Here is an 18,908-nt window from a genome sequence, read left to right as displayed (position 1 = left end):
CCGTCCTCGGGAATGGCCAACACGCGAACCGGGTGGTGATGCTGGTGCTAGGCGTCGCAATGCTGGTGTCCGCGTGCGGCAGTGGCGGCGGAAGCAGCTCGGGTCCGAGTCCGCTGCAGCCGCCCACGTCCACCACGCGTCTACTGCAGAGCGCTCCGACACCCGACCCCACCACCCCCGACGGGGTAGCGGTCGCGGCGCTGCGGGAGATATTCACCTGGTATCCGGCTACCGAGTCGCAATCGGCCGCGCTGATGCGGGCGCGGAAATGGCTGGGTCCCACGCTGATCCGTACACTGGACACACCACCCACGAGCGCCGAGACGCCGAAGGCGACGCTGCAGTGGGCCGATTGGGGCAAGGCCGGAGCACACGTCGAGGCATTCGTATTCGCCTCGGGTGAGACGGCTCCGCCGGGCGCGGATCCGAACCGGCAGCAGTACAAGATCGGTATAGAGCAGACGGTCGTCTATCCGGACTCCCGGCGCGAGCCGAGGCCGCCGATAACGGTCGTCGCCACCGTAGTACGCAACGGCAGCAGCTGGCTGCTCGATGAATTCCACTGAGCAGCAACGAGATACAGGTCATCCAGGAGGCTAGAGATGGCGAAGAAACCGGTGAAGGACCCGGCCGATCCCGGGCCGGACACCACCCTGCAATTGATCTACGCGGCGGGCGCGGTCCTCGGAACGCTGTGGCTGTCATTGCAACTGGGTAATCTGCTGTCTTCCCCCAGACAGAACATTCCGATCAATCCGATCGCCCTCGCCATCGCGCTGGGTAAGGGCACTCTGCACTGGCCGATGTTCTCCACCGTCATCGTGGTGCTGGTGATCCTGGCCGCCGTCGCTTATGTCTTCATGAAGAAGAGAATGAAGACGCGCGCAGCCGTCGGGCGACTGCCGGTGGACGATAAGGCCGAGCATATGGGCAACGGTGGTGCCATCAGCGCGCTCACCGAGGCCGGTGTGCGCGCCAAGGCGGATCAGCTCGGTATGCGCTTGGGCCGCAACGATATTCCCGGTGTACCTATCGGTATGTCGGTCGCGGACAACTGCATGCTGTACGGCTCTTACGAGGATCTGCACATCGATATCTGGGGTCCGCGGCAGGGCAAGACGACCTCCCGCGTGATCCCGGCGATCCTGGCCGCCATCGGGCCGGTGGTGGTCACCTCGAACAAGCGCGATGTCGTGGACGCCACCCGCGATGTGCGCGACAGCAAGGGCAGCCCGATCTTCATCTTCGATCCGCAGGACATCGCGGGCGATCCGATGAATTCCGATGACCGGGCGCACAACTGGTTCTGGGATCCGCTGGCCTGGGTCGATGCGCACAATTCCGGATGTGAGGTGCGGGCCGCGCGACTGGCCGGGCACTTCGCCGACGCCTCCGATATGTCCGGCGCGGTCACCACCTCCACCGACAGCTATTTCGATCAGGAAGCCGAGGATCTGCTCGGTGGACTCTTCCTGGCGGCGGCGGTGGACGAACGCCCGATCACGCAGATCTGGGACTGGGTCACCAATCCACTCGATACCGAACCGATCGAACTGCTGCGCCGCTCCGGGCGCTTCCACTTCGTCGCCTCCGGTCTCGCGCAGCAGTACAACGTCGACGACCGCACGCGCAGTGGTGTTTTCGGCACCGCCAAGAAGATGGTCGGCTGTTTGCGCATGTCGAATGTGCACCGCTGGATCTCCCGGGAATTCGGCGGTCAGCAGTTCGACGAGCTGGCCTTCATTCGGGACAACGGCACGCTGTACTGCCTCTCGCTGGAGGGTCGCGGTTCGGCCGCGCCACTGGTCAGCGCGCTCACCGAGGCGGTCATCGATATCGCCATGCGGGAGGCGTCGCGCTCGCACGGCGGCCGGTTGGAGATCCCGCTGCTCGCGGTGCTCGACGAGGCCGCGAATGTGGTGCGCTGGAAGGATCTTCCGAAGCAGTACAGCCACTTCGGCTCGCGCGGCATCGTGGTCATGACGGTGCTGCAGTCCTGGGCGCAGGGTGCGCGGTGCTGGGGTGTGGACGGTATGGAGGCGCTGTGGGCCGCCGCCAATGTCAAGGTGCTCGGCAGCGGCGTGGACGACACCAAGTTCCTGCAGGAGCGCTCCGAGGCGATCGGCGATTACGACAGCATCTCCTCCTCGGTCTCGGAATCCTCTGGCGGCAAGAGCTATTCGCGGTCGCTCGGCTCCTCACGCACCTTCAATGTGCACGGTCTGGCCACCCTGCCGCGCGGCCGTGCCATCGTCTTCTCCTCCGGCGCACCGGCGGTGCTCGTGCGCACCGTGCCGTGGTGGGAGGGCGAATACGCCGAAGAGGTGAAGAAGTCGATCACGCACCATGATCCGTCACCACGTCGTAAGACCGAGATCGCTGATCTGATCGGCGGGCCCTCGTTGATCAAGGCCGAGCCGGCGTACGACGCCGGGCAGATTGAGGAGGTCCGGCCGCTGTGAACGAACAGCAGGAAACACCTATGGCGTATACGAGCGTCGTCGAGTTTGTGGAGAACTATCTGAGTCTGGTGTACCGGCGGCAGGTCACCGATATCAGCGATACGGTGTGGTGCCCGGAATGGTGGAAGCACGCGGAGGCGGTAGCCCGGCTCGACGCCATGTGGCGGGCATGGGAACACCTGCGCAAAGAGGGCAAAACCGGTCTGAGCGTGTGGTTCCTGGATCACGCCGATCCGCACATGGCGAAGCTGTTCGATCCGAAGGGGCCGTTCAAGTACTGCAGCGTGCGCAACGGGCACAAGGACATGCTCACACCGCTGCCGCTGAAATCACCGGCGCAGGGGCTGTTCAGCGATCCGAACATGGGTGATTTCCACATGTGAGGCTGGTCGCGATGAGAGCCGGGTCGCGCGTGATCGCGTTGTGGCGGATCGTCTTTCGAGCGATCCGCCGCTCTCGCGTCGGGGGCTGAATCAGCCGGAACAGCTATCAGCCGGAACAGCTTTCAGGAGCGGACGCGTTCGCGCCCACGTGCTTCCAGCTCACGGGCCCGGCGCTGTGCCACCGCGGCCTCCTGGTCCTTGGCCCGCACGGCTTCCTGCGCCGACTGTGCCTGCCCGACCTCCATCAGCATGCGCACCGCGGCCAGCTCGGGCGCGATACCCATGCGGGAAAGATGTTGGGCCAGAGCGGTTCGGCGCTCGACGGAGTCGTATCGCGTGAGGGATTTGTTCGCGGCGGCGGCCTGGGTCGCGGCCATGCGGCCGGCCTCTGCCTGTGCGGCGAAACGATCCTTCTCGAGTGATACGCCCTTGTCCAGCGGCGGTTTTTCGATCATGCGCGCAAGTTCGACATTGCGCGGATCCTTGGCCTTCGCATCAGCGGCTTCGCGCAGCTGACGTTCACGGCCTTCCTTCTGCCGGGCTTCGGTGACCTTGACGCGGGCTTCCGCTTCCTTCTGGCCACGTTCCCGGGTGCGCAGCGCGACAAGCGTCGCGAGCTGCAACATTTGCCTCATCATCGCCGCGGTTTCGCGGCCGATGTCGTCGAGTTCCTCGGCCATTGCCTGCTCCCCGATGCTGCAGTGATCACTATGGATGATTGTGGTGCTTCGTCACGATCCTCGCCACACGAACGGTGATTCGGATAGCTGAGTCCCGCCTGCAAACGTGACACCGGGAGCGAGAGTGGCGCTGGGGGGTTCGGCCCGATGGGGTTGGCCCGGTAGGCCTTACTACGCCGCTTCGTACTCCGTTCTACGAGATTACCAGCGAAAACTCAGATACCGCCGCACGCGCGCGTCGCGATACAGCATATATCGCACAATTCCGGCAGCGTGCGGGAAACTCAGGATTTTCTTTGGTTAGGAAAGCCTTACACAGTAGGTTCGGTGGCCGAATCTCGGACGTTTCGCCGGAAACTGAACGGGCCCGGCATCATCGCGATGCCGGGCCCGAAATGTCGTGTTGGTCAGTCGATTCGGACCGACTGGATGGTTACGTCGGTGGCGGGCTTGCCGTCCTGGCCACCGCCGGTGACACCGGCCTTGGCGACCTTGTCGAGCGTGGCCAGTCCGGCGTCGTCGATGGTGCCGAAGATGGTGTACTGCGGCGGCAGCTGCGAGTCGCCGTAGACCAGGAAGAACTGGCTGCCATTGGTGCCCTTGCCGGTCTGGTCCGGTCCGGCGTTGGCCATGGCGATCACGCCGCGCTTGTAGTTCACCGGCGTCTGAGCGGCCTGATCATTCGGCGCGTACTGATCGGTCGGGTACTCGTTGTCGAACGCGTAACCCGGGCCGCCCTTACCGCTGGCGGTCGGATCGCCGCACTGCAGCACCTTCAGGCCCTTACCGGTGGTCATCCGGTGGCACGAGGTGTTGTCGAAGAACTTCTGCTTGGCCAGACTCTCGAAAGAGTTGACGGTGCAAGGGGATTCGCCCGGATTCAGGGTGATGCCGATCGGGCCCTGGCTGGTCTGCAGATCGGCCTTCGGGGTGCCGGCCGTGGAGATATTGTCGGTGCCGGGCTTGGTCACCTGGCGATCCGACGGCTGCTGCTGTGCCACACGGTAATCGCAGGTCACCGTCGCGGGCTTGGCCTTCGCCGCGGGCGGCGCCGCCGACGCCAGCGAGGCGTCCGGGGTTTCGGAGGCGGAGGCGGCGGTGGTGCTGGTGCTGTCATCACCCCGCGTCAGGAAGTAGATGCCGACACCTGCCGCGACCGCGACCACGACGCCCAGCGCTGAGGCGGCGATGGTCAGTTGCTTGCGCTTGCGCGCCCGCTGGGTCCGGTTTGCGACCTGACGCTCCAGCTTCCGTTTCGCTGCAGCGCGTCGCTGTTCATTGCTCGGCACTAGCTAGTCCCTCCGTATCGGTTGCTTCCGGCATAAGAGTGTGCCATCACTTCCTGAGACCATCCCTTATAACCGGTGCACACTAACCGGTTGGACTTGGGAGAGCACGATGGGGAAAACTGAACCTCGTGACCGAGACCAGCAGCTTCCGTGCCCCGAAGGGGGTCCCCGATTACCTGCCGCCCACCTCAGCGGAGTTCGTCGCCGTGCGCGACGGATTGATTCATACCGCGCGACTGGCCGGGTACGGGCACATCGAGCTGCCGATCTTCGAAGACACCGCCCTGTTCACGCGGGGTGTCGGCGAGTCGACCGACGTGGTCAGCAAGGAGATGTGGACCTTCGCCGACCGCAATGGTGAGAGCTTCACGCTGCGACCCGAAGGCACCGCCGGCGTCATGCGCGCGGTCATCCAGCACGGTCTCGACCGGGGGGCACTGCCGGTCAAGCTCGCCTACGCGGGTCCGTTCTTCCGCTACGAACGGCCGCAGAAGGGCCGGTACCGGCAGCTGCAGCAGGTCGGCGTGGAAGCCATCGGCGTGGACGATCCGGCGCTGGACGCCGAGGTCATCGCGATCGCCGATACCGGGTTCCGATCGCTGGGCCTGGACGGTTTCCGGCTGGAGCTCACCTCGCTCGGCGACGAGACCTGCCGCCCGCAGTACCGGGAACTGTTGCAGGAGTTCCTCTTCAAGCTCCCGCTCGATGAGGAGACCCGCCGCCGCGCCGAAATCAACCCGCTGCGTGTGCTCGACGACAAGCGGCCCGAGGTCAAGGAAATGACGGCCGGCGCGCCGCTCATGATCGATCACCTGTCCGAATCGGCCAAGGCGCACTTCGAACTGGTGCTCGGCTACCTCGACACGCTCGGCGTGCCGTACGTGGTCAACCCGCGCATGGTGCGCGGCTTGGACTACTACACGAAGACCACCTTCGAATTCGTGCACGACGGTCTGGGCGCGCAGTCCGGCATCGGCGGCGGCGGCCGCTACGACGGGCTCATGGCCGAGCTCGGCGGGCAGGCGCTCTCGGGCATCGGCTTCGGCATCGGCGTGGACCGCACCGTGCTGGCGCTCGCCGCCGAGGGCAAGTCCGCCACCGACGGCTCGCGCATCGACGTGTTCGGGGTGCCGCTGGGCGATATCGCCAAGCAGCATCTGGTGGCCCTCGCCGGGCAGCTGCGCGCCGCCGGCATTCGCACCGATCTCGCCTACGGCGGGCGCGGTATGAAGTCGGCCATGAAGGCCGCCGACAAGTCCGGTGCGCGTTTCGCATTGGTGCTGGGCGACCGGGAGGTCACCGAGGGCGAAATAGGCCTGAAGGACCTCAGCACCGGCGAACAACGCCAAATCCCACTGAACGAAGCAGTCGCCCAACTGACCGCCGTCCTCATGGGCAAACAGCCCTGACCAACCCAACCACGGCCCGGCAGCGAATCCGCTGTCCGGGTCGCGGTTGCCGGGCACAAATGGCTCGCCGCGCACCAAATGGCCGGAGATTCCGTGCGCGGCAGGGGAAATCGTGCGCAGGACGCCGGGGCCGATCGGCCGCCCGGACCCGCGTGGCTCGTGCGAGATCGGTGAATTAGAGTCCATCGCCCTAGGTCCGTCGCTCTAGCGCTCTAGGCCCGTCGCTTTAGCGCTCTAGGTCCGTCGCTTTAGGCGACAACTGATCTAGTTCCGGTCGGGGTAACTCCCTGGGTACGGGCTGACCGAACCACCGCCTGACCGCCGGTCGCCAACGCGACTGTATCGAATCCTAAGTCTGGCCAAAAGGTTCGGGGAGGCGGGAAGAGTCTGGCCAAAAGGTTCGGGGAGGCGGGAAGAGTCTGGCCAAAAGGTTCGGGGAGGCGGGAAGTGCTGGTAGCGTCCCGGCGGTGTGCGGGAGCGGTGCTTCGTGGCGACCGGCGCACCCTCCGACCGGACGAATGCGCAACCGTGACTGAACAATCGAACGCCGGGCCCGATGCCGAAATCGGGCTCGATCTCATCGCGCCGGAATTGCTGGCGCCCTCGTTGCGCCGGCTTGCCCTCTCTGCCATCGGGATCGGGGTCGGGGTGGGATTGCTGCTGGCGCTCATGGTGACCTGGCCGCTGGCCGTCGCCACCGGTGTGGTGCTGGGCGCGCCGACGGCGCTGTACGCCATTACGGTGCAGCGGCGCCGGATCAGATTGTCCGGCACCGTGATTCGGTCCCGCACGTGGATGGGTGAGCGGCGGCTCGATCTCGCGGACGCCGTCGGGGTCGAGATAATCGTGCGCCCGGGCCGGCTCAGCCGAATCGTCTTGCGCGCCACCGCCGACCGTGACATCCGGATTGTGCCGCTGGCCATGTACACCGATTCCGGCGACGGCCGGGAACTGCACACTCTCGGGCTGCGCAAGCTCGCCGACGCTCTCGCCAACTGTCCGCTGGCCGCCGCGCTGGCGGTCTCGGAAATACTGGTGCTGCAATCGCGCGCCGAGGCGCGCGACGCCGTCGCCGAGGAGCGGCCGCTCTATCGGGCGGTGCGCATGGTCCGCGATCGCGACGAGGTCTCCGCCGTGGTGCTCACCGATGCGGATATCGCCCAGCTGGCTCGCTAGTCCCCGAGTGCGGACCGGCGGTCATGACACCGGCTGCCACGTCCCGGTAGCGCTGGCGGAATTGTGGCCGTCCGGCTGGCACCACATCCCCGTACCGCTGGCGGACCTGGCGTAGTGGTCCCGCTGAGCACTGCATCTCGCGCCGGGCGCGGGACTGACGGCGGGCAAGGCGCCCGGACGTCTCCACTGGTAGAGCCGCCCGTCACCACCGGGAGCGCACAGCAGCGTCGAGCCGTCGCTCGCGGCCCGGAACGTCCCCGCTTCATTGGTATTGCACAGCGATCCGACGACGGGAGTGCTCTCCTGCAGCCACACATAACCACCGTCCCCGGCGGTATCACAGGTCAAAATGACCCCGCTGTCCTTGGTAATGGTCTGCCCGGGTGTCGTGCACTGCTGATGAACGGCGGCATCCGCGACGCTCGTGGTGGTCGGGGTCGTCGTGGTGGAGGGGGACGTGGTGGCCGGATCGTCGGTGGTCGTCCGCGCCGCCGTGGTTGTTCGGGCCACTGTCGTCGGGGCGGCCGGCACCGTGGTGACGCGGACCGGCGCGGCCGACGCACCGGAGTTGTTCGGTGCGAATTTTCCATGCAGCAGCACTGCTCCGACCACTAGCACCCCGCAGGTCAGAGCGGCTATCAGCCCGATGATCGTGTACCGGCTCGTCCGCGATGCACCGGAACCGGCGCGCTGCGCGGCCTGGCCCGGCTCGTAGTCATCCGGGATGACCTCGAAAACTTCGGTGTCCTGTGACCACAAATCGTCCGGCCGGCGGTAATCCGGTGACATCGATGTCCCCAATCCTCGTGACTCGCAGGCACATCGGGACACCCGGCCCGCCTTTCGGGCAGCATACGACGAGCGTCACCCGAATGCGCAGCGAGTGCTGCGGGGCGCAGTGCCGTCCGGTGCTATTGCTTTCCGGCGGAGTGTCTACTTCCTCACGAAGGGCCTCACCGGCAGGTACCGGCGGACGTGAGCGCGGTTAGGGTCGAAGTGGTTATTCCGACTACCGCTAGGAGTTTGTCGTGAGCACTGCCGCCCGGGCGACACCTGTGACCGTCACCGTGACCGGCGCCGCCGGACAGATCGCCTACGGGCTGCTGTTCCGCATCGCCTCCGGCGCGCTGCTCGGCCCCGAGACCCCGGTGCGGTTGCGATTGCTCGAGATTCCCGCCGCGGTGTCCTCTCTCGAGGGTGTGGCCATGGAGCTCGAGGACGGCGCCTTCCCGCTGCTGTCCGGCATCGACATCTCCGATGATCCGTGGGTCGGATTCGACGGCGCGAATATCGCGCTGCTGGTCGGCGCCCGGCCGCGTACGGCGAATATGGAGCGCTCGGATTTGCTGGCCGCCAACGGCCCGATCTTCACCGATCAGGGCGCGGCCATCAATGCCAATGCCGCCGCGGATATCAAGGTGCTGGTGGTCGGGAATCCGGCCAATACCAATGCCTTCATCGCCATGAACAATGCGCCGGATGTGCCCGCCGAGCGGTTCACCGCGCTCACCCGCCTCGACCACAATCGGGCGATTGCGCAGGTGGCCAAGAGAACCGGCGCGGCGGCGGCCGATATCCACCGCGTCGCCATTTGGGGAAATCACTCGGCGACCCAGTACCCGGATCTGAGCCACGCCACCGTCGATGGCCGCGCCGCGCTCGCGCTGATCGATGATCAGCCGTGGGTGGAGCACGATTTCATTCCCACCGTGCAACAGCGCGGCACCGCGATCATCAAGGCGCGCGGGGCCTCCTCGGCGGCGAGTGCGGCCAGTGCCGCCATCGACCACATTCACGACTGGGCGCTGGGCACCGCGCCGGGCGAATGGGTCTCGATGGCGGTGCCGTCGGACGGGTCCTACGGCGTGCCGGAGGGGCTGATCAGCTCGTTCCCGGTCACCTGCGCCGCGGGGGAGTACAGCATCGTGCAGGGGCTGCAGATCGACGAATTCTCGCGCACCCGAATCGATCTCAGTGTGCAAGAGCTGGCGGCCGAGCGCGATGCGGTCATCGAGCTCGGCTTCGCCAAACGTTCCTGAGCGGGGTCTTCGATAGGGAGGTCAGCTGACCTTGGCGATGACGTTCTCGCCGTACCAGTTGATCTTCTTGATCTTGTCCTCGAGGGTCTCCGTATCGTGCTCCTTGGCGTAGGAGTTGCGGAAGCCCACGATCACATCGGTGATGCCCTTCTCCTCGACGCGCTTCACACCGTCCGGGGTGTAGGCGTCATAGGACACGGCGTGGATCTCGAATTCGCCGGGATTGTCACGCTCGCTGCGCAATTCGTTGATGCGCGCCAGATACTTGTCGAGGTCGTCGGCATTGCCGCCGGCGTGCATCCAGCCGTCGGTCAGCCGGACCGCGCGGCGCAGGGCGGCGTCACTGTGCCCGCCGACCAGGATCGGCAGCGGCTTGGTGGGCGCGGGGGTCATCTTGATCTTCTGGATGTCGTAGAACTCGCCGTGGTACTCGAAGTACTCGCCGGTGGACAGGCCCTTCACGATCTCGATGCACTCGTCCAGGCGCTTGCCGCGGCGCTCGAACGGCACGCCCATGATGTCGAAGTCCTCCGGCCACGGGCTGATGCCCACGCCCAGCGCGAAACGGTTATTGCTCAGGCGCGCAAGCGAACTGGCCTGCTTGGCGACCAGCACCGGCGGGCGGATCGGCAGCTTCAGCACGAACGGGGTCAGTCGCAGCGTGGTGGTGGCCGCGGCGATGGCCGCCGACAGTACGAAGGTCTCGATGAAGGGCTTGTCCTCCAGGAACTCACGGTTCCCGTCCGGGGTGTACGGATATTTCGAGTCCGACTCCGCGGGATAGGCGATGCTGTCCGCGATGGTGATGCTGTGGAACCCGGCCGCCTCGGCCGCTTGGGCCAAGGGGATGTAGTAATCCGGGTTGGTCATCGCCTCCGCGTAGGTGTAGCGCATCGGGTCGTCCTCTCGACGGTGAGCAAGTCTGCCAAAACTAGAACAGATTCTAGTTCTTGCCGTGATGTTAGCCCGCGACGGGCGCATTGGCGATGGATCCGAGTGAAACCGGCGTATCAGTCTCGAAGTCGCTGAGGTGCAGCATCTGTTGTAGCGCGACGTTCGCCGAGTGGGCTTGCGGGGTCTCGGTAGCTGAGATCGCTGGCTCGAGGGGTTGCCCCAGCAATCTGAACCTTGTTCTAATCGCAGACATGACCATTGCCATCACCGGATCCGGCTCGGGCATCGGAGCGGCCACCGCCGCCGCGCTCGCCGCGGCGGGACACGACATCATCGGCATCGACTTGCGCAATGCCGACGTCACCGCCGATCTCACCGATCCGGTCGCCCGCGCGGCCGCTGTCGAGACGGTGCTGGAACGTTCCGGCGGCGTGCTGGACGGGCTGGTGCTCTGCGCCGGCGTCGGACCGCAGGTCCCCGATCCGAACTTCGTGGTCGAGATCAACTACCGCGCCACCATCGCCTTCCTCGACGCGCTGTTCCCGGCGCTGCAGAAGGGCGAATCGCCTGCGGCAGTGGTGGTTTCATCTGTCGCCTCCACCCACCTCACGTGGGCCGACAACCCGATCAACCTGGGTACCGAGGCCGAATCCTTCGCGCAGGCGGGTGATTACGCCGGCTCGTTCGCGTACTCGGCGTCCAAGAACGCCGTCACCGTCGCCGTCCGCCAGCGCGCCGTCGAATGGGGCGCCGCCCGCGTCCGTCTCAATACCGTCGCCCCCGGCAGCGTGGAAACCCCGCTGCTGCAGGCCGGTCTCGACGACCCCCGCTACGGCGACGCCATCCGCAATTTCGTCGCCCCCATCGGCCGCAACGGAACTCCGCAGGAAATCGCCTCCCTGATCCAGTACCTGCTCGGCGCGAACGCCGGTTTCATCCACGGCGCCCAGTTCGTCATCGACGGCGGAATTGACGCGCAGGTCCGTCCGACGGCAGTCTGAGCCCCACGCCGGACGCGATCCGGCGCCACGAACGGTGGTTGAGCCCGCGGGGTGTACTGCGGATCGGCTCGGCACCAACGATGCCGCGGTCTCGGAGCAGCTACTCCGATGGCCGCGGCATCACTTTGTCCGGAGTGCGGTTCAGGCTCCGCCGCTGTTCTGCGCATGGCGCAATGCCGTCCGGACGTGAATCCCGGGCTGAGCATCGCCCTGGCGGGAGGTCAGATCGGCACCCGCTCCATCCGGAAACGCGGTCGGGACGAGGCTGTTCCGCGAGTCGGCCGCCACTCCGTCCGGAGCGGGAATCAGGCTTCGTCGCTGTCGCTGTCGCTGTCGCTGTCGTAGTCGCCCGCGACCTCGTCCTCCGGTCGGCCGATGACGCCGGGGCCGGAAGCGCCCAGGTTGCTGGTGAGTTCGCTTTCGCCGGAGACGTTTTGGTAGGGCTGGACGGTGCGGGAGTGCTGTTGATCGCCGCCGCCCTTGCCGCCCGCGCCGCCGCCGGGGGAGCCCATGAAGCCAGGACTGCCGGGGCCGCCGATGCCTCCCATGCCCGGAGCGCCCGAACCGAAGGGGTTGGCCTGGGCGGCAATTCGGCCGCCGGGGATCGAGGAGCCGGGGCCGCCGGGGGCCGACGGGATGCCGCCGCCCAGGCCGCCACCGCCACCGCCGCCGCCTGCGCCGCCACCCGCACCCGCACCGCCACCGCCGCCTTCACCGAGACCTGCGGCCTTGGTGTCGAGGTCGGTGGCCGGATCGAATTTTGCGGTGTCGGTGGCCGACTGGTTCGCCACGCCTTCGAGGAGTGATTTGGCCTGCTCCAGAATCGGCTGGCCGACATTCTGCGCTAGGGACTGGGCGACCTCGGCGGGGTTCGGTGCGCCGTTCTGACCGGCCAATTGGCCGATGATGCCATTGAGTTGCGCTGTGTAGCCGGACAATTCGCCGTGGGTGACGTTCACGACCGTGATCGCGGAGCCGAGGTGTTCGGTGGCAGCGGCGATCAGGGCGGTCTGGCCCGGGGGCGTCAGGGCTACCGGGGCGAGTGCGGTCGCCTGTGCGGCGAAGGACTGGGCGATGGCGGTGAGCTGGATATTGCCGCGCTGCACCACCGCCGCGGCCTGCTGGGTGATCGCCGACAGATCGAATCCGCGCTGGCTGGTGTCCTGGCCGTGGTTCTGCGCCTGCTGACCCGCCGACTGCGCGGTGCTCGACGCCTGGCCCTGCCAGAGCCCCTCGACCGTCTTGAGCGCACCGCTGCCGACCTGGACCGCGCTCTCGATGAACTTCGAGCCCTGACTCAGCAGCGAGGCCGGATTCAAGGTGCCCAGCACACCGGTGCCGAAGCTGTTGATCAGATCCAGGAACGGTTTGAACAGTGCGTCGAGACCCGGAACGGCCGGAACCGACAATCCCTTCATGAGATCGCCGACCGGATCCGCGGACAGCGGCGGCAGCACCGGAGTGATCGCGCCCTGAGCGAACGCGGCCTGCGCGGCATGGAGCGCGGCAGGCGCATTGCTCAGCGCGGCTTGGGCATTGCCGAGCACACCCTGGGCATCGGCCAGCGTCCGCTGTGCGCCCGACAGCACGCCGTGCGCGGAATCGAGGGCGGGGGACAGGGCGCCGTCCAGCACTGAGGCCGCATGGGTGTCGCCACCGTGCGCACCGCCGGGCAAACCACCGGACAGCGGTGTGCCCTGCTGCTCGAATTCCTTGCGGGACAAGGCGAATTCCGGCGGCTCGAACCCCGGGATATCGGCGGGGAGCCGGCCCAGCGGCAGATCGAGCAGGGTGCCGGAGGGTACCGCGCGCGCTACCTCCGGACCGGGTGCGATCGGCTGCGCGGGCGCGCTGATCACACCGGAATCGAGCGGCCTCATGCCTGGCTACCGATCTGACCCGCGACCGCGCCCAGCCCGTCCGCGAAGGAACCATCGGTGGCGTCGTAGGTGGCGGCCGAGCCGAAGGCGGCCTGCCCGAGGTGTGAGAAGCGCGCCGAGAGCGCGTTGATGTCCCTGTCGTGCAATAGTTCGGCGACCGCGAAACTGGCCAGGAAATCCGCCCCGATGAGCCCGAAGACGGGCGTCATGGCGGCGACGTGGGAGGCGGTGTCCAGCCCGCCGGTGGCGGCGATATCACCGGCCACGCCGTCCTGTGTCGCGGCGAAGGTGCGTACCGCATCGGTATCGACCGAGAGATCGGCCATCAGTGCCCCCCAATCGTCGTGAACATGCGGTTGCGAATATAACGCACTCAGCGTCCACCCCGGCGTGCCGTATGCCCCCACGCCGCAGGTGGAAGCGCTCCCGGTTCGCGGCATGACCGTTCTTGCAAATTAGAACAAGTTCTATATTCTTCAACTCATGAAGGTCGCAGTCACCGGCGCTGCCGGGTTCCTTGGCACCAACTTGCTTCGCCAGCTTACGGATCGCGGTCACGAGGTGACTGCCATCGATCGCGTCCGGCCCACCACGGACACCCCCGGTGTCACCTGGGTCAGTGGCGATGTGCTCGATCCCGCCTCGATGCGCAGCACGCTCGACGGCGCCGAGGTCGTGTACCACCTGGTCGCACTCATCACCCTCGCGCACAAGAACGATGTGGCGTGGCGGATCAACACCGAGGGCGTGCGCACCGTCGCCGAGGCCGCCCTCGCGGTCGGTGCGCGCCGCATGGTGCACACCAGCTCGATTCACGCGTTCAATCAGTACACCTGTGGCGGTCACATCAACGAGCGTTCGCCGCGCTCCATCGATCCCGCGCTGCCCGTCTACGACCGGTCCAAGTGGCAGGGTGAGATCGAGCTGCGCAAGGTCATCGACAAGGGCCTGGATGCCGTGGTGTGCAACCCGACCGGTGTGTACGGTCCGGTCGACAACACCGGCTCCCGGATCAATGTCACCCTGTGGGACGCCGCGCGCGGGCGGGTGCCCGTCATGATCAGCGGCGGTTTCGACCTCGTCGACGTGCGCGATGTCGCCAGTGGCCTGATCCTGGCCGGCGAGCGCGGCAAGACCGGTGAGAACTACCTGCTCGGCGGGCACTTCACGAATATGCTGCACGCCACCCGGCTCGCGGCCGAGATCAACGGCCGGATGAAGCCCGCCTTCGCCATTCCCGCCAAGTTCATCAACTCGCTCATGCCGGTCATGGAACCGGTCGCGAAGGCGCTCGGCAGCGACCGTATCTCGAAGGCTTCCATGGGCGCGCTGCTGGCGGCGCCGATCGTCGAACACGACAAGGCCACAGCCGAACTCGGCTACCGGCCGCGGCCCGCCGCGGAGACCGTGCGCGACCTGATCGCCTTCTACAACGGGCAGACCGTCAAGGTCGACACGCAGAAGATCGCTTGACACCTGGTAGAACAAGTGTTCGACTTGGGGGGTGCGGTGGCAAAGCCAGACCCTCGATGCCGATGACGGCGCGCTGCCCGGACTCGAACGCGCGGGATTCGTACGGAGCGTACAGACTCCGGAGTTCGAGGGCATCACGTTCCACGAGGTGCTCTGCAAGAGCGCTCTGAACAAGGTGCCCGACGGCGGCGCCCTGCCCTTCGGCTGGACCATCAACCCGATGCGCGGATGCTCGCATGCGTGCCGCTACTGCTTCGCGCGCGGTACGCACGAGTATCTGGATCTGGATGCCGGCGACGACTTCGACAATCAGATCGTGGTCAAGACCAATGTCGCCGCGGTGCTGCGCCGCGAGGTGCACAAACGCTCCTGGCATCGGGAAACCGTTGCGCTGGGCACGAATACGGACCCGTATCAGCGCGCCGAGGGTCGCTACCGGCTCATGCCGGGCATCATCGGCGCGCTCACCGAATCGGGCACCGGGTTCTCCATTCTCACCAAAGGCACTCTCATGCGCCGGGATCTGCCGCTGCTGACTCAGGCAGCGCGGCAGGTGCCGGTGCATCTCGCTGTCTCCATTGCCATTCTGGATCCGGAACTGCATCGCAGTCTGGAGCCGGGCACGCCGTCGCCGCGGGCGCGGCTGGAGTTGGTGCGCGCGTTCGCCGATGCCGGATTCGACGTGAATGTCATGGTGGCGCCGATCATTCCGTATCTCACCGACAGCCGCGCACACCTCGAAGAGATCTTCCAGGCCATCGCCGACGCCGGCGCGGCGAGTGCCGTCGCCTTCCCGATGCACCTGCGCGGCAGCACCCGTGGCTGGTTCCTGACCTGGCTCGCCGAACAGCACCCGGCGCTGCTGCGGCGCTATCGCACGCTGTATGGTCGCGGAACCTCGGTGACTCCGGAGTACTCCGCGTGGCTACGCGGCCGGATCGATCCGCTACTGGAAAAACATGGTTTGAATCGCGCACAGCAGGCCGAGCCCGAGGCGCCTGCCGTGCTGTCGCAGACGCCCGACCCGCAGCTGGCGCTGTTCGCCTGACGCTCGCTGCGAATCTCTCCGATCTCTGCAATCTCCGCATATCTCACTGCTCACTTCGCGGGCGTGCCGCGAATAGAGCGGAGTACTTTGGCGTTGGTACCTCTCACGGACGAGGAAGTGATGCAGGCGCATGGTTTCGCAGCGTGATGATTCGGTGGCGACATCCGGAAACGGTGGCGCCGCAGAGAAATTGGAAAAGGTTGTAATTCGCTTCGCGGGTGACTCCGGTGACGGTATGCAACTCACCGGTGACCGATTCACGCACGAGGCCGCCGCATTCGGCAATGACCTCGCCACCCAGCCCAACTTCCCCGCCGAGATCCGCGCACCACAGGGCACCCTGCCGGGTGTCTCATCGTTTCAGATCCAGATTGCCGACTACGACATCCTCACCGCCGGTGACCAGCCCGATGTACTGGTGGCGATGAATCCCGCGGCGCTGAAGGCGAATCTGGAGGATCTGGCGCGGGGAGCGACTTTGATCCTCAATACCGACGAATTCACCAAACGCAATCTCGCCAAGGTCGGATACGCCGCCGACCCGCTCGGCGATGAGAGTTTGTCCGATTTTGTGGTGCACCGGGTGCCCATGACTTCACTGACACTGGCCGCAACCGAACCGACCGGTGTGGGTAAAAAGGACGGGCAGCGCGCGAAGAATATGTTCGCGCTGGGATTGCTGTCCTGGATGTACGGCCGGCCGCTGGGCGGCACCGAAACATTCATGCGGGAGAAATTCGCGTCCACACCGGATGTCGCCGAAGCGAATATCCTCGCATTTCGGGCAGGCTGGAATTATGGCGAGACGACCGAATCCTTCGCCACCACCTACGAGATTGCGCCCGCGACGCTGCCCGTCGGCACCTACCGGCAGATCACCGGCAATACCGCGCTCGCCTACGGCCTCGTCACCGCCGGGCAACTCGCCGGAATACCGGTCTTCCTGGGCACCTACCCGATCACCCCGGCCTCGGACATCCTGCACGAACTGAGCAAGCACAAGAACCTCGGCGTCACCACCTTCCAGGCCGAGGACGAGATCGCCGGAATCGGTGCGGCACTGGGCGCTTCGCTCGGCGGGGCGCTCGGCGTCACCAGCACCTCCGGGCCCGGGCTCGCACTCAAGAGCGAGACCATCGGGCTCGCGGTCATGACCGAATTGCCGCTGCTCATCATCGATGTGCAGCGCGGTGGGCCCTCGACCGGCCTGCCGACCAAAACGGAGCAGGCCGATCTGCTGCAGGCGCTGTTCGGGCGCAATGGTGAATCGCCGGTGGCCGTGCTGGCCCCGCGCTCGCCCGCGGACTGTTTCGACACCACGGTCGAGGCGGCGCGCATCGCGCTCACCTACCGCACCCCGGTGCTGGTGCTCTCCGACGGCGCGATTGCCAATGGGTCCGAGCCGTGGTCGATTCCGCAGGTCTCCGAATTGCCGCCCATCGATCCCGGCTTCGAACCCGCTGGTGCGGAAGACGATTCGTTCGAGCCCTACGCACGCGATCCGGAGACCCTGGCCCGGCCGCTCGCCGTGCCCGGCACCGTCGGTCGCGCACATCGCATCGGCGGCCTCGAAAAGGCCGACGGCAGTGGCAATATCTCCTACGAACCGGCCAATCACGAACTCATGGTCCGGCTGCGGCAGGCCAAGATCGACGGCATCGCCGTGCCCGACCTCGAGGTCGACGATCCGGACGGCAAGGCCGAACTGCTGCTGCTGGGCTGGGGCAGCTCCTACGGGCCGATCGGCGAGGCGTGCCGGCGGGCCCGCCGTCGCGGTGTACCGGTGGCGCAGGCGCATCTGCGGCATCTGAATCCGTTCCCCGCCAACCTCGGTGCGGTACTGAAGCGCTATCGCACCGTGGTCGCGCCGGAGATGAACGGCGGTCAGCTGGCCATGCTGCTGCGCGCCCGCTACCTGGTGGATGTGCAGCCGTGGACCAAGATCGCCGGTCTTGCCTTCTCCGCCCAGGAACTCGTCGGCGTCATCGACGCGGCCCTGGACGGCTCCCTCACGGAGATGGAGCAGAACAAGGCCTTCACCGCCCGAGCGCGGGCGACCTACCGCACAACTGGGGGTAAGTGATGACCATTCTCGAAAACCCGCTTGTCGGCGCCGATCTCGGCCTCACCGGGCTGTCGGGCGTACCCCGTGCCGACGGGCCGCAGAAGGCCAAGGAGTACACCACCGATCAGGAGGTGCGCTGGTGCCCGGGATGCGGCGACTACGTCATCCTGGCCACGGTGCGCGGATTCCTGGCCGATCTTGGGCTCGAGCGCGAAAATCTGATGTTCGTCTCCGGCATCGGCTGCTCCAGCCGGTTCCCGTACTACCTGGAGGCGTACGGGATTCACTCGATCCACGGCCGGGCGCCCGCCATCGCCACCGGACTGGCCGTGACCCGGCCGGATCTGTCGGTGTGGGTGGTGACCGGTGACGGTGATGCGCTGTCCATCGGCGGTAACCACCTCATTCACGCGCTCCGGCGCAATGTGAATATGACGATCCTGTTGTTCAACAATCGGATCTACGGACTCACCAAGGGGCAGTACTCGCCGACCTCCGAGACCGGGAAGGTCACCAAGTCGACGCCGATGGGCTCGGTGGATCACCCGTTCAATACGCTCTCGATCGCACTCGGCGCCGAAGCCACTTTCGCCGCACGGGCTTTGGACTCCGATCGCACCGGTCTCAATGAGGTGCTGCGCGCCGCCGCCGCGCATCGCGGGACCTCGTTCGTGGAGATCCTGCAGGACTGCCCGATCTTCAATGACGGCTCCTTCGATGCCCTGCGCCGCGACAATGCCGAATCGCATCTCATCCGGCTGCGGCACGGTGAGCCCATCCGCTTCGGGGCCGAGAGCGAATTCGCGGTGGTGCGCAATGGTTTCGGGCTGCGGGTCGCGCCTGCCGACTCCGTCGCCGAGGCCGACATCGTGGTCCACGATGCCTACACCGACAATCCCGAATACGCCTACGCTCTCTCGCGGCTGTCGGATCAGGACCTGTCACACGTGGTGACCGGCGTCTTCCGCAGCGTGAATCGATCCACCTACGACGACGGCGTCCGCGCCCAGCTCGCGACCGCGGTGCAGCACAAACCGGTACACGAGAATTCGCTGCAACAGCTGCTCACCGGACGCGAAACCTGGACGGTCGGCTGACCTTTCGTCTCG

The 18,908-nt window shown here is 66.4% G+C and carries 17 protein-coding genes; 11 read left to right on the top strand and 6 right to left on the bottom strand.

Translation table 11 applies throughout. The features are described from left to right. The first annotated feature begins 59 nt into the window (after positions 1–59). Genes OG716_RS17065 through OG716_RS17055 form a run of 3 tightly spaced genes read left to right on the top strand, consistent with a single transcriptional unit; the run spans position 60 to position 2,845 of the window. Positions 60–566, top strand: coding sequence for a hypothetical protein (locus tag OG716_RS17065; RefSeq protein WP_355120364.1), 507 nt, complete (start codon positions 60–62; stop codon positions 564–566). Between the two features lie 36 nt (positions 567–602). Beyond that, positions 603–2,462, top strand: a complete 1,860-nt coding sequence (locus OG716_RS17060; RefSeq protein WP_405138561.1) for a type IV secretory system conjugative DNA transfer family protein — start codon at positions 603–605, stop codon at positions 2,460–2,462. A gap of 20 nt (positions 2,463–2,482) precedes the next feature. Beyond that, positions 2,483–2,845, top strand: coding sequence for a DUF4913 domain-containing protein (locus OG716_RS17055; RefSeq protein ID WP_405138560.1), 363 nt, complete (start codon positions 2,483–2,485; stop codon positions 2,843–2,845). 122 nt (positions 2,846–2,967) lie between these two features. Here OG716_RS17055 and OG716_RS17050 read toward each other — a convergent pair whose 3' ends face one another. Further along, positions 2,968–3,525, bottom strand: a complete 558-nt coding sequence (locus OG716_RS17050; RefSeq protein WP_405138559.1) for a hypothetical protein — start codon at positions 3,523–3,525, stop codon at positions 2,968–2,970. 407 nt (positions 3,526–3,932) lie between these two features. Then, a complete protein-coding gene (locus OG716_RS17045; RefSeq protein ID WP_405138558.1) occupies positions 3,933–4,814 on the bottom strand; it encodes a peptidylprolyl isomerase in 882 nt (293 codons plus the stop codon). Between the two features lie 128 nt (positions 4,815–4,942). Here OG716_RS17045 and hisS point away from each other — a divergent pair, with 128 nt between their 5' ends. Both hisS and OG716_RS17035 read left to right on the top strand, forming a co-directional pair. After that, positions 4,943–6,223: a histidine--tRNA ligase gene (gene hisS, locus OG716_RS17040; RefSeq protein WP_405138557.1), complete on the top strand. Its 1,281-nt coding sequence runs from the start codon at positions 4,943–4,945 to the stop codon at positions 6,221–6,223. 528 nt (positions 6,224–6,751) lie between these two features. Further along, positions 6,752–7,399 carry a hypothetical protein gene (locus tag OG716_RS17035; protein ID WP_405138556.1) on the top strand — a complete coding sequence of 216 codons (648 nt, stop codon included), beginning with the start codon at positions 6,752–6,754 and terminating at the stop codon, positions 7,397–7,399. Positions 7,400–7,420: 21 nt separating this feature from the next. On the opposite strand, the gene OG716_RS17030 is transcribed toward OG716_RS17035, so the two are convergent. Then, on the bottom strand, positions 7,421–8,188 hold the full coding sequence (locus tag OG716_RS17030; protein ID WP_405138555.1) for a hypothetical protein: 768 nt from the start codon (positions 8,186–8,188) through the stop codon (positions 7,421–7,423). Between the two features lie 239 nt (positions 8,189–8,427). On the opposite strand from OG716_RS17030, the gene OG716_RS17025 reads away from it, so the two are divergent. After that, positions 8,428–9,438, top strand: a complete 1,011-nt coding sequence (locus tag OG716_RS17025; RefSeq protein WP_405138554.1) for a malate dehydrogenase — start codon at positions 8,428–8,430, stop codon at positions 9,436–9,438. 21 nt (positions 9,439–9,459) lie between these two features. Here OG716_RS17025 and OG716_RS17020 read toward each other — a convergent pair whose 3' ends face one another. Beyond that, positions 9,460–10,332, bottom strand: coding sequence for a TIGR03619 family F420-dependent LLM class oxidoreductase (locus OG716_RS17020; RefSeq protein WP_405138553.1), 873 nt, complete (start codon positions 10,330–10,332; stop codon positions 9,460–9,462). A gap of 251 nt (positions 10,333–10,583) precedes the next feature. On the opposite strand from OG716_RS17020, the gene OG716_RS17015 reads away from it, so the two are divergent. Further along, positions 10,584–11,333, top strand: a complete 750-nt coding sequence (locus OG716_RS17015) for an SDR family oxidoreductase (protein ID WP_405138552.1) — start codon at positions 10,584–10,586, stop codon at positions 11,331–11,333. Positions 11,334–11,638: 305 nt separating this feature from the next. On the opposite strand, the gene OG716_RS17010 is transcribed toward OG716_RS17015, so the two are convergent. Further along, positions 11,639–13,213, bottom strand: a complete 1,575-nt coding sequence (locus OG716_RS17010) for a hypothetical protein (protein WP_405138551.1) — start codon at positions 13,211–13,213, stop codon at positions 11,639–11,641. Continuing rightward, positions 13,210–13,539, bottom strand: a complete 330-nt coding sequence (locus tag OG716_RS17005; RefSeq protein ID WP_405138550.1) for a type VII secretion target — start codon at positions 13,537–13,539, stop codon at positions 13,210–13,212. Before OG716_RS17005 ends, OG716_RS17010 begins: the two co-directional genes overlap by 4 nt. Before the next feature lie 157 nt (positions 13,540–13,696). Between OG716_RS17005 and OG716_RS17000 the strand changes: the two genes are divergently transcribed. The 4 genes from OG716_RS17000 to OG716_RS16985 all read left to right on the top strand — a co-directional run bounded on the left by OG716_RS17000 (position 13,697) and on the right by OG716_RS16985 (position 18,896). After that, the gene (locus OG716_RS17000) at positions 13,697–14,686 is read left to right on the top strand and encodes an NAD-dependent epimerase/dehydratase family protein (RefSeq protein WP_405138549.1); all 990 of its coding nucleotides are present in this window, start codon (positions 13,697–13,699) and stop codon (positions 14,684–14,686) included. Positions 14,687–14,717: 31 nt separating this feature from the next. Beyond that, positions 14,718–15,734 (top strand): Rv2578c family radical SAM protein, encoded by a 1,017-nt coding sequence (locus OG716_RS16995; RefSeq protein ID WP_405138548.1) that lies wholly within the window; start codon positions 14,718–14,720, stop codon positions 15,732–15,734. Positions 15,735–15,864: 130 nt separating this feature from the next. Next, entirely contained in the window at positions 15,865–17,817 is a 1,953-nt protein-coding gene (locus tag OG716_RS16990; protein ID WP_405138547.1) for a 2-oxoacid:acceptor oxidoreductase subunit alpha, read from the top strand. Further along, positions 17,817–18,896, top strand: a complete 1,080-nt coding sequence (locus OG716_RS16985; protein WP_405138546.1) for a 2-oxoacid:ferredoxin oxidoreductase subunit beta — start codon at positions 17,817–17,819, stop codon at positions 18,894–18,896. Before OG716_RS16990 ends, OG716_RS16985 begins: the two co-directional genes overlap by 1 nt. Positions 18,897–18,908: the final 12 nt, after the last annotated feature.

Origin of the sequence: Nocardia sp. NBC_01388 (assembly GCF_045040085.1) — a bacterium.
GTDB lineage: Bacteria > Actinomycetota > Actinomycetes > Mycobacteriales > Mycobacteriaceae > Nocardia.
This window is presented reverse-complemented; position numbering and strand designations above follow the sequence as displayed.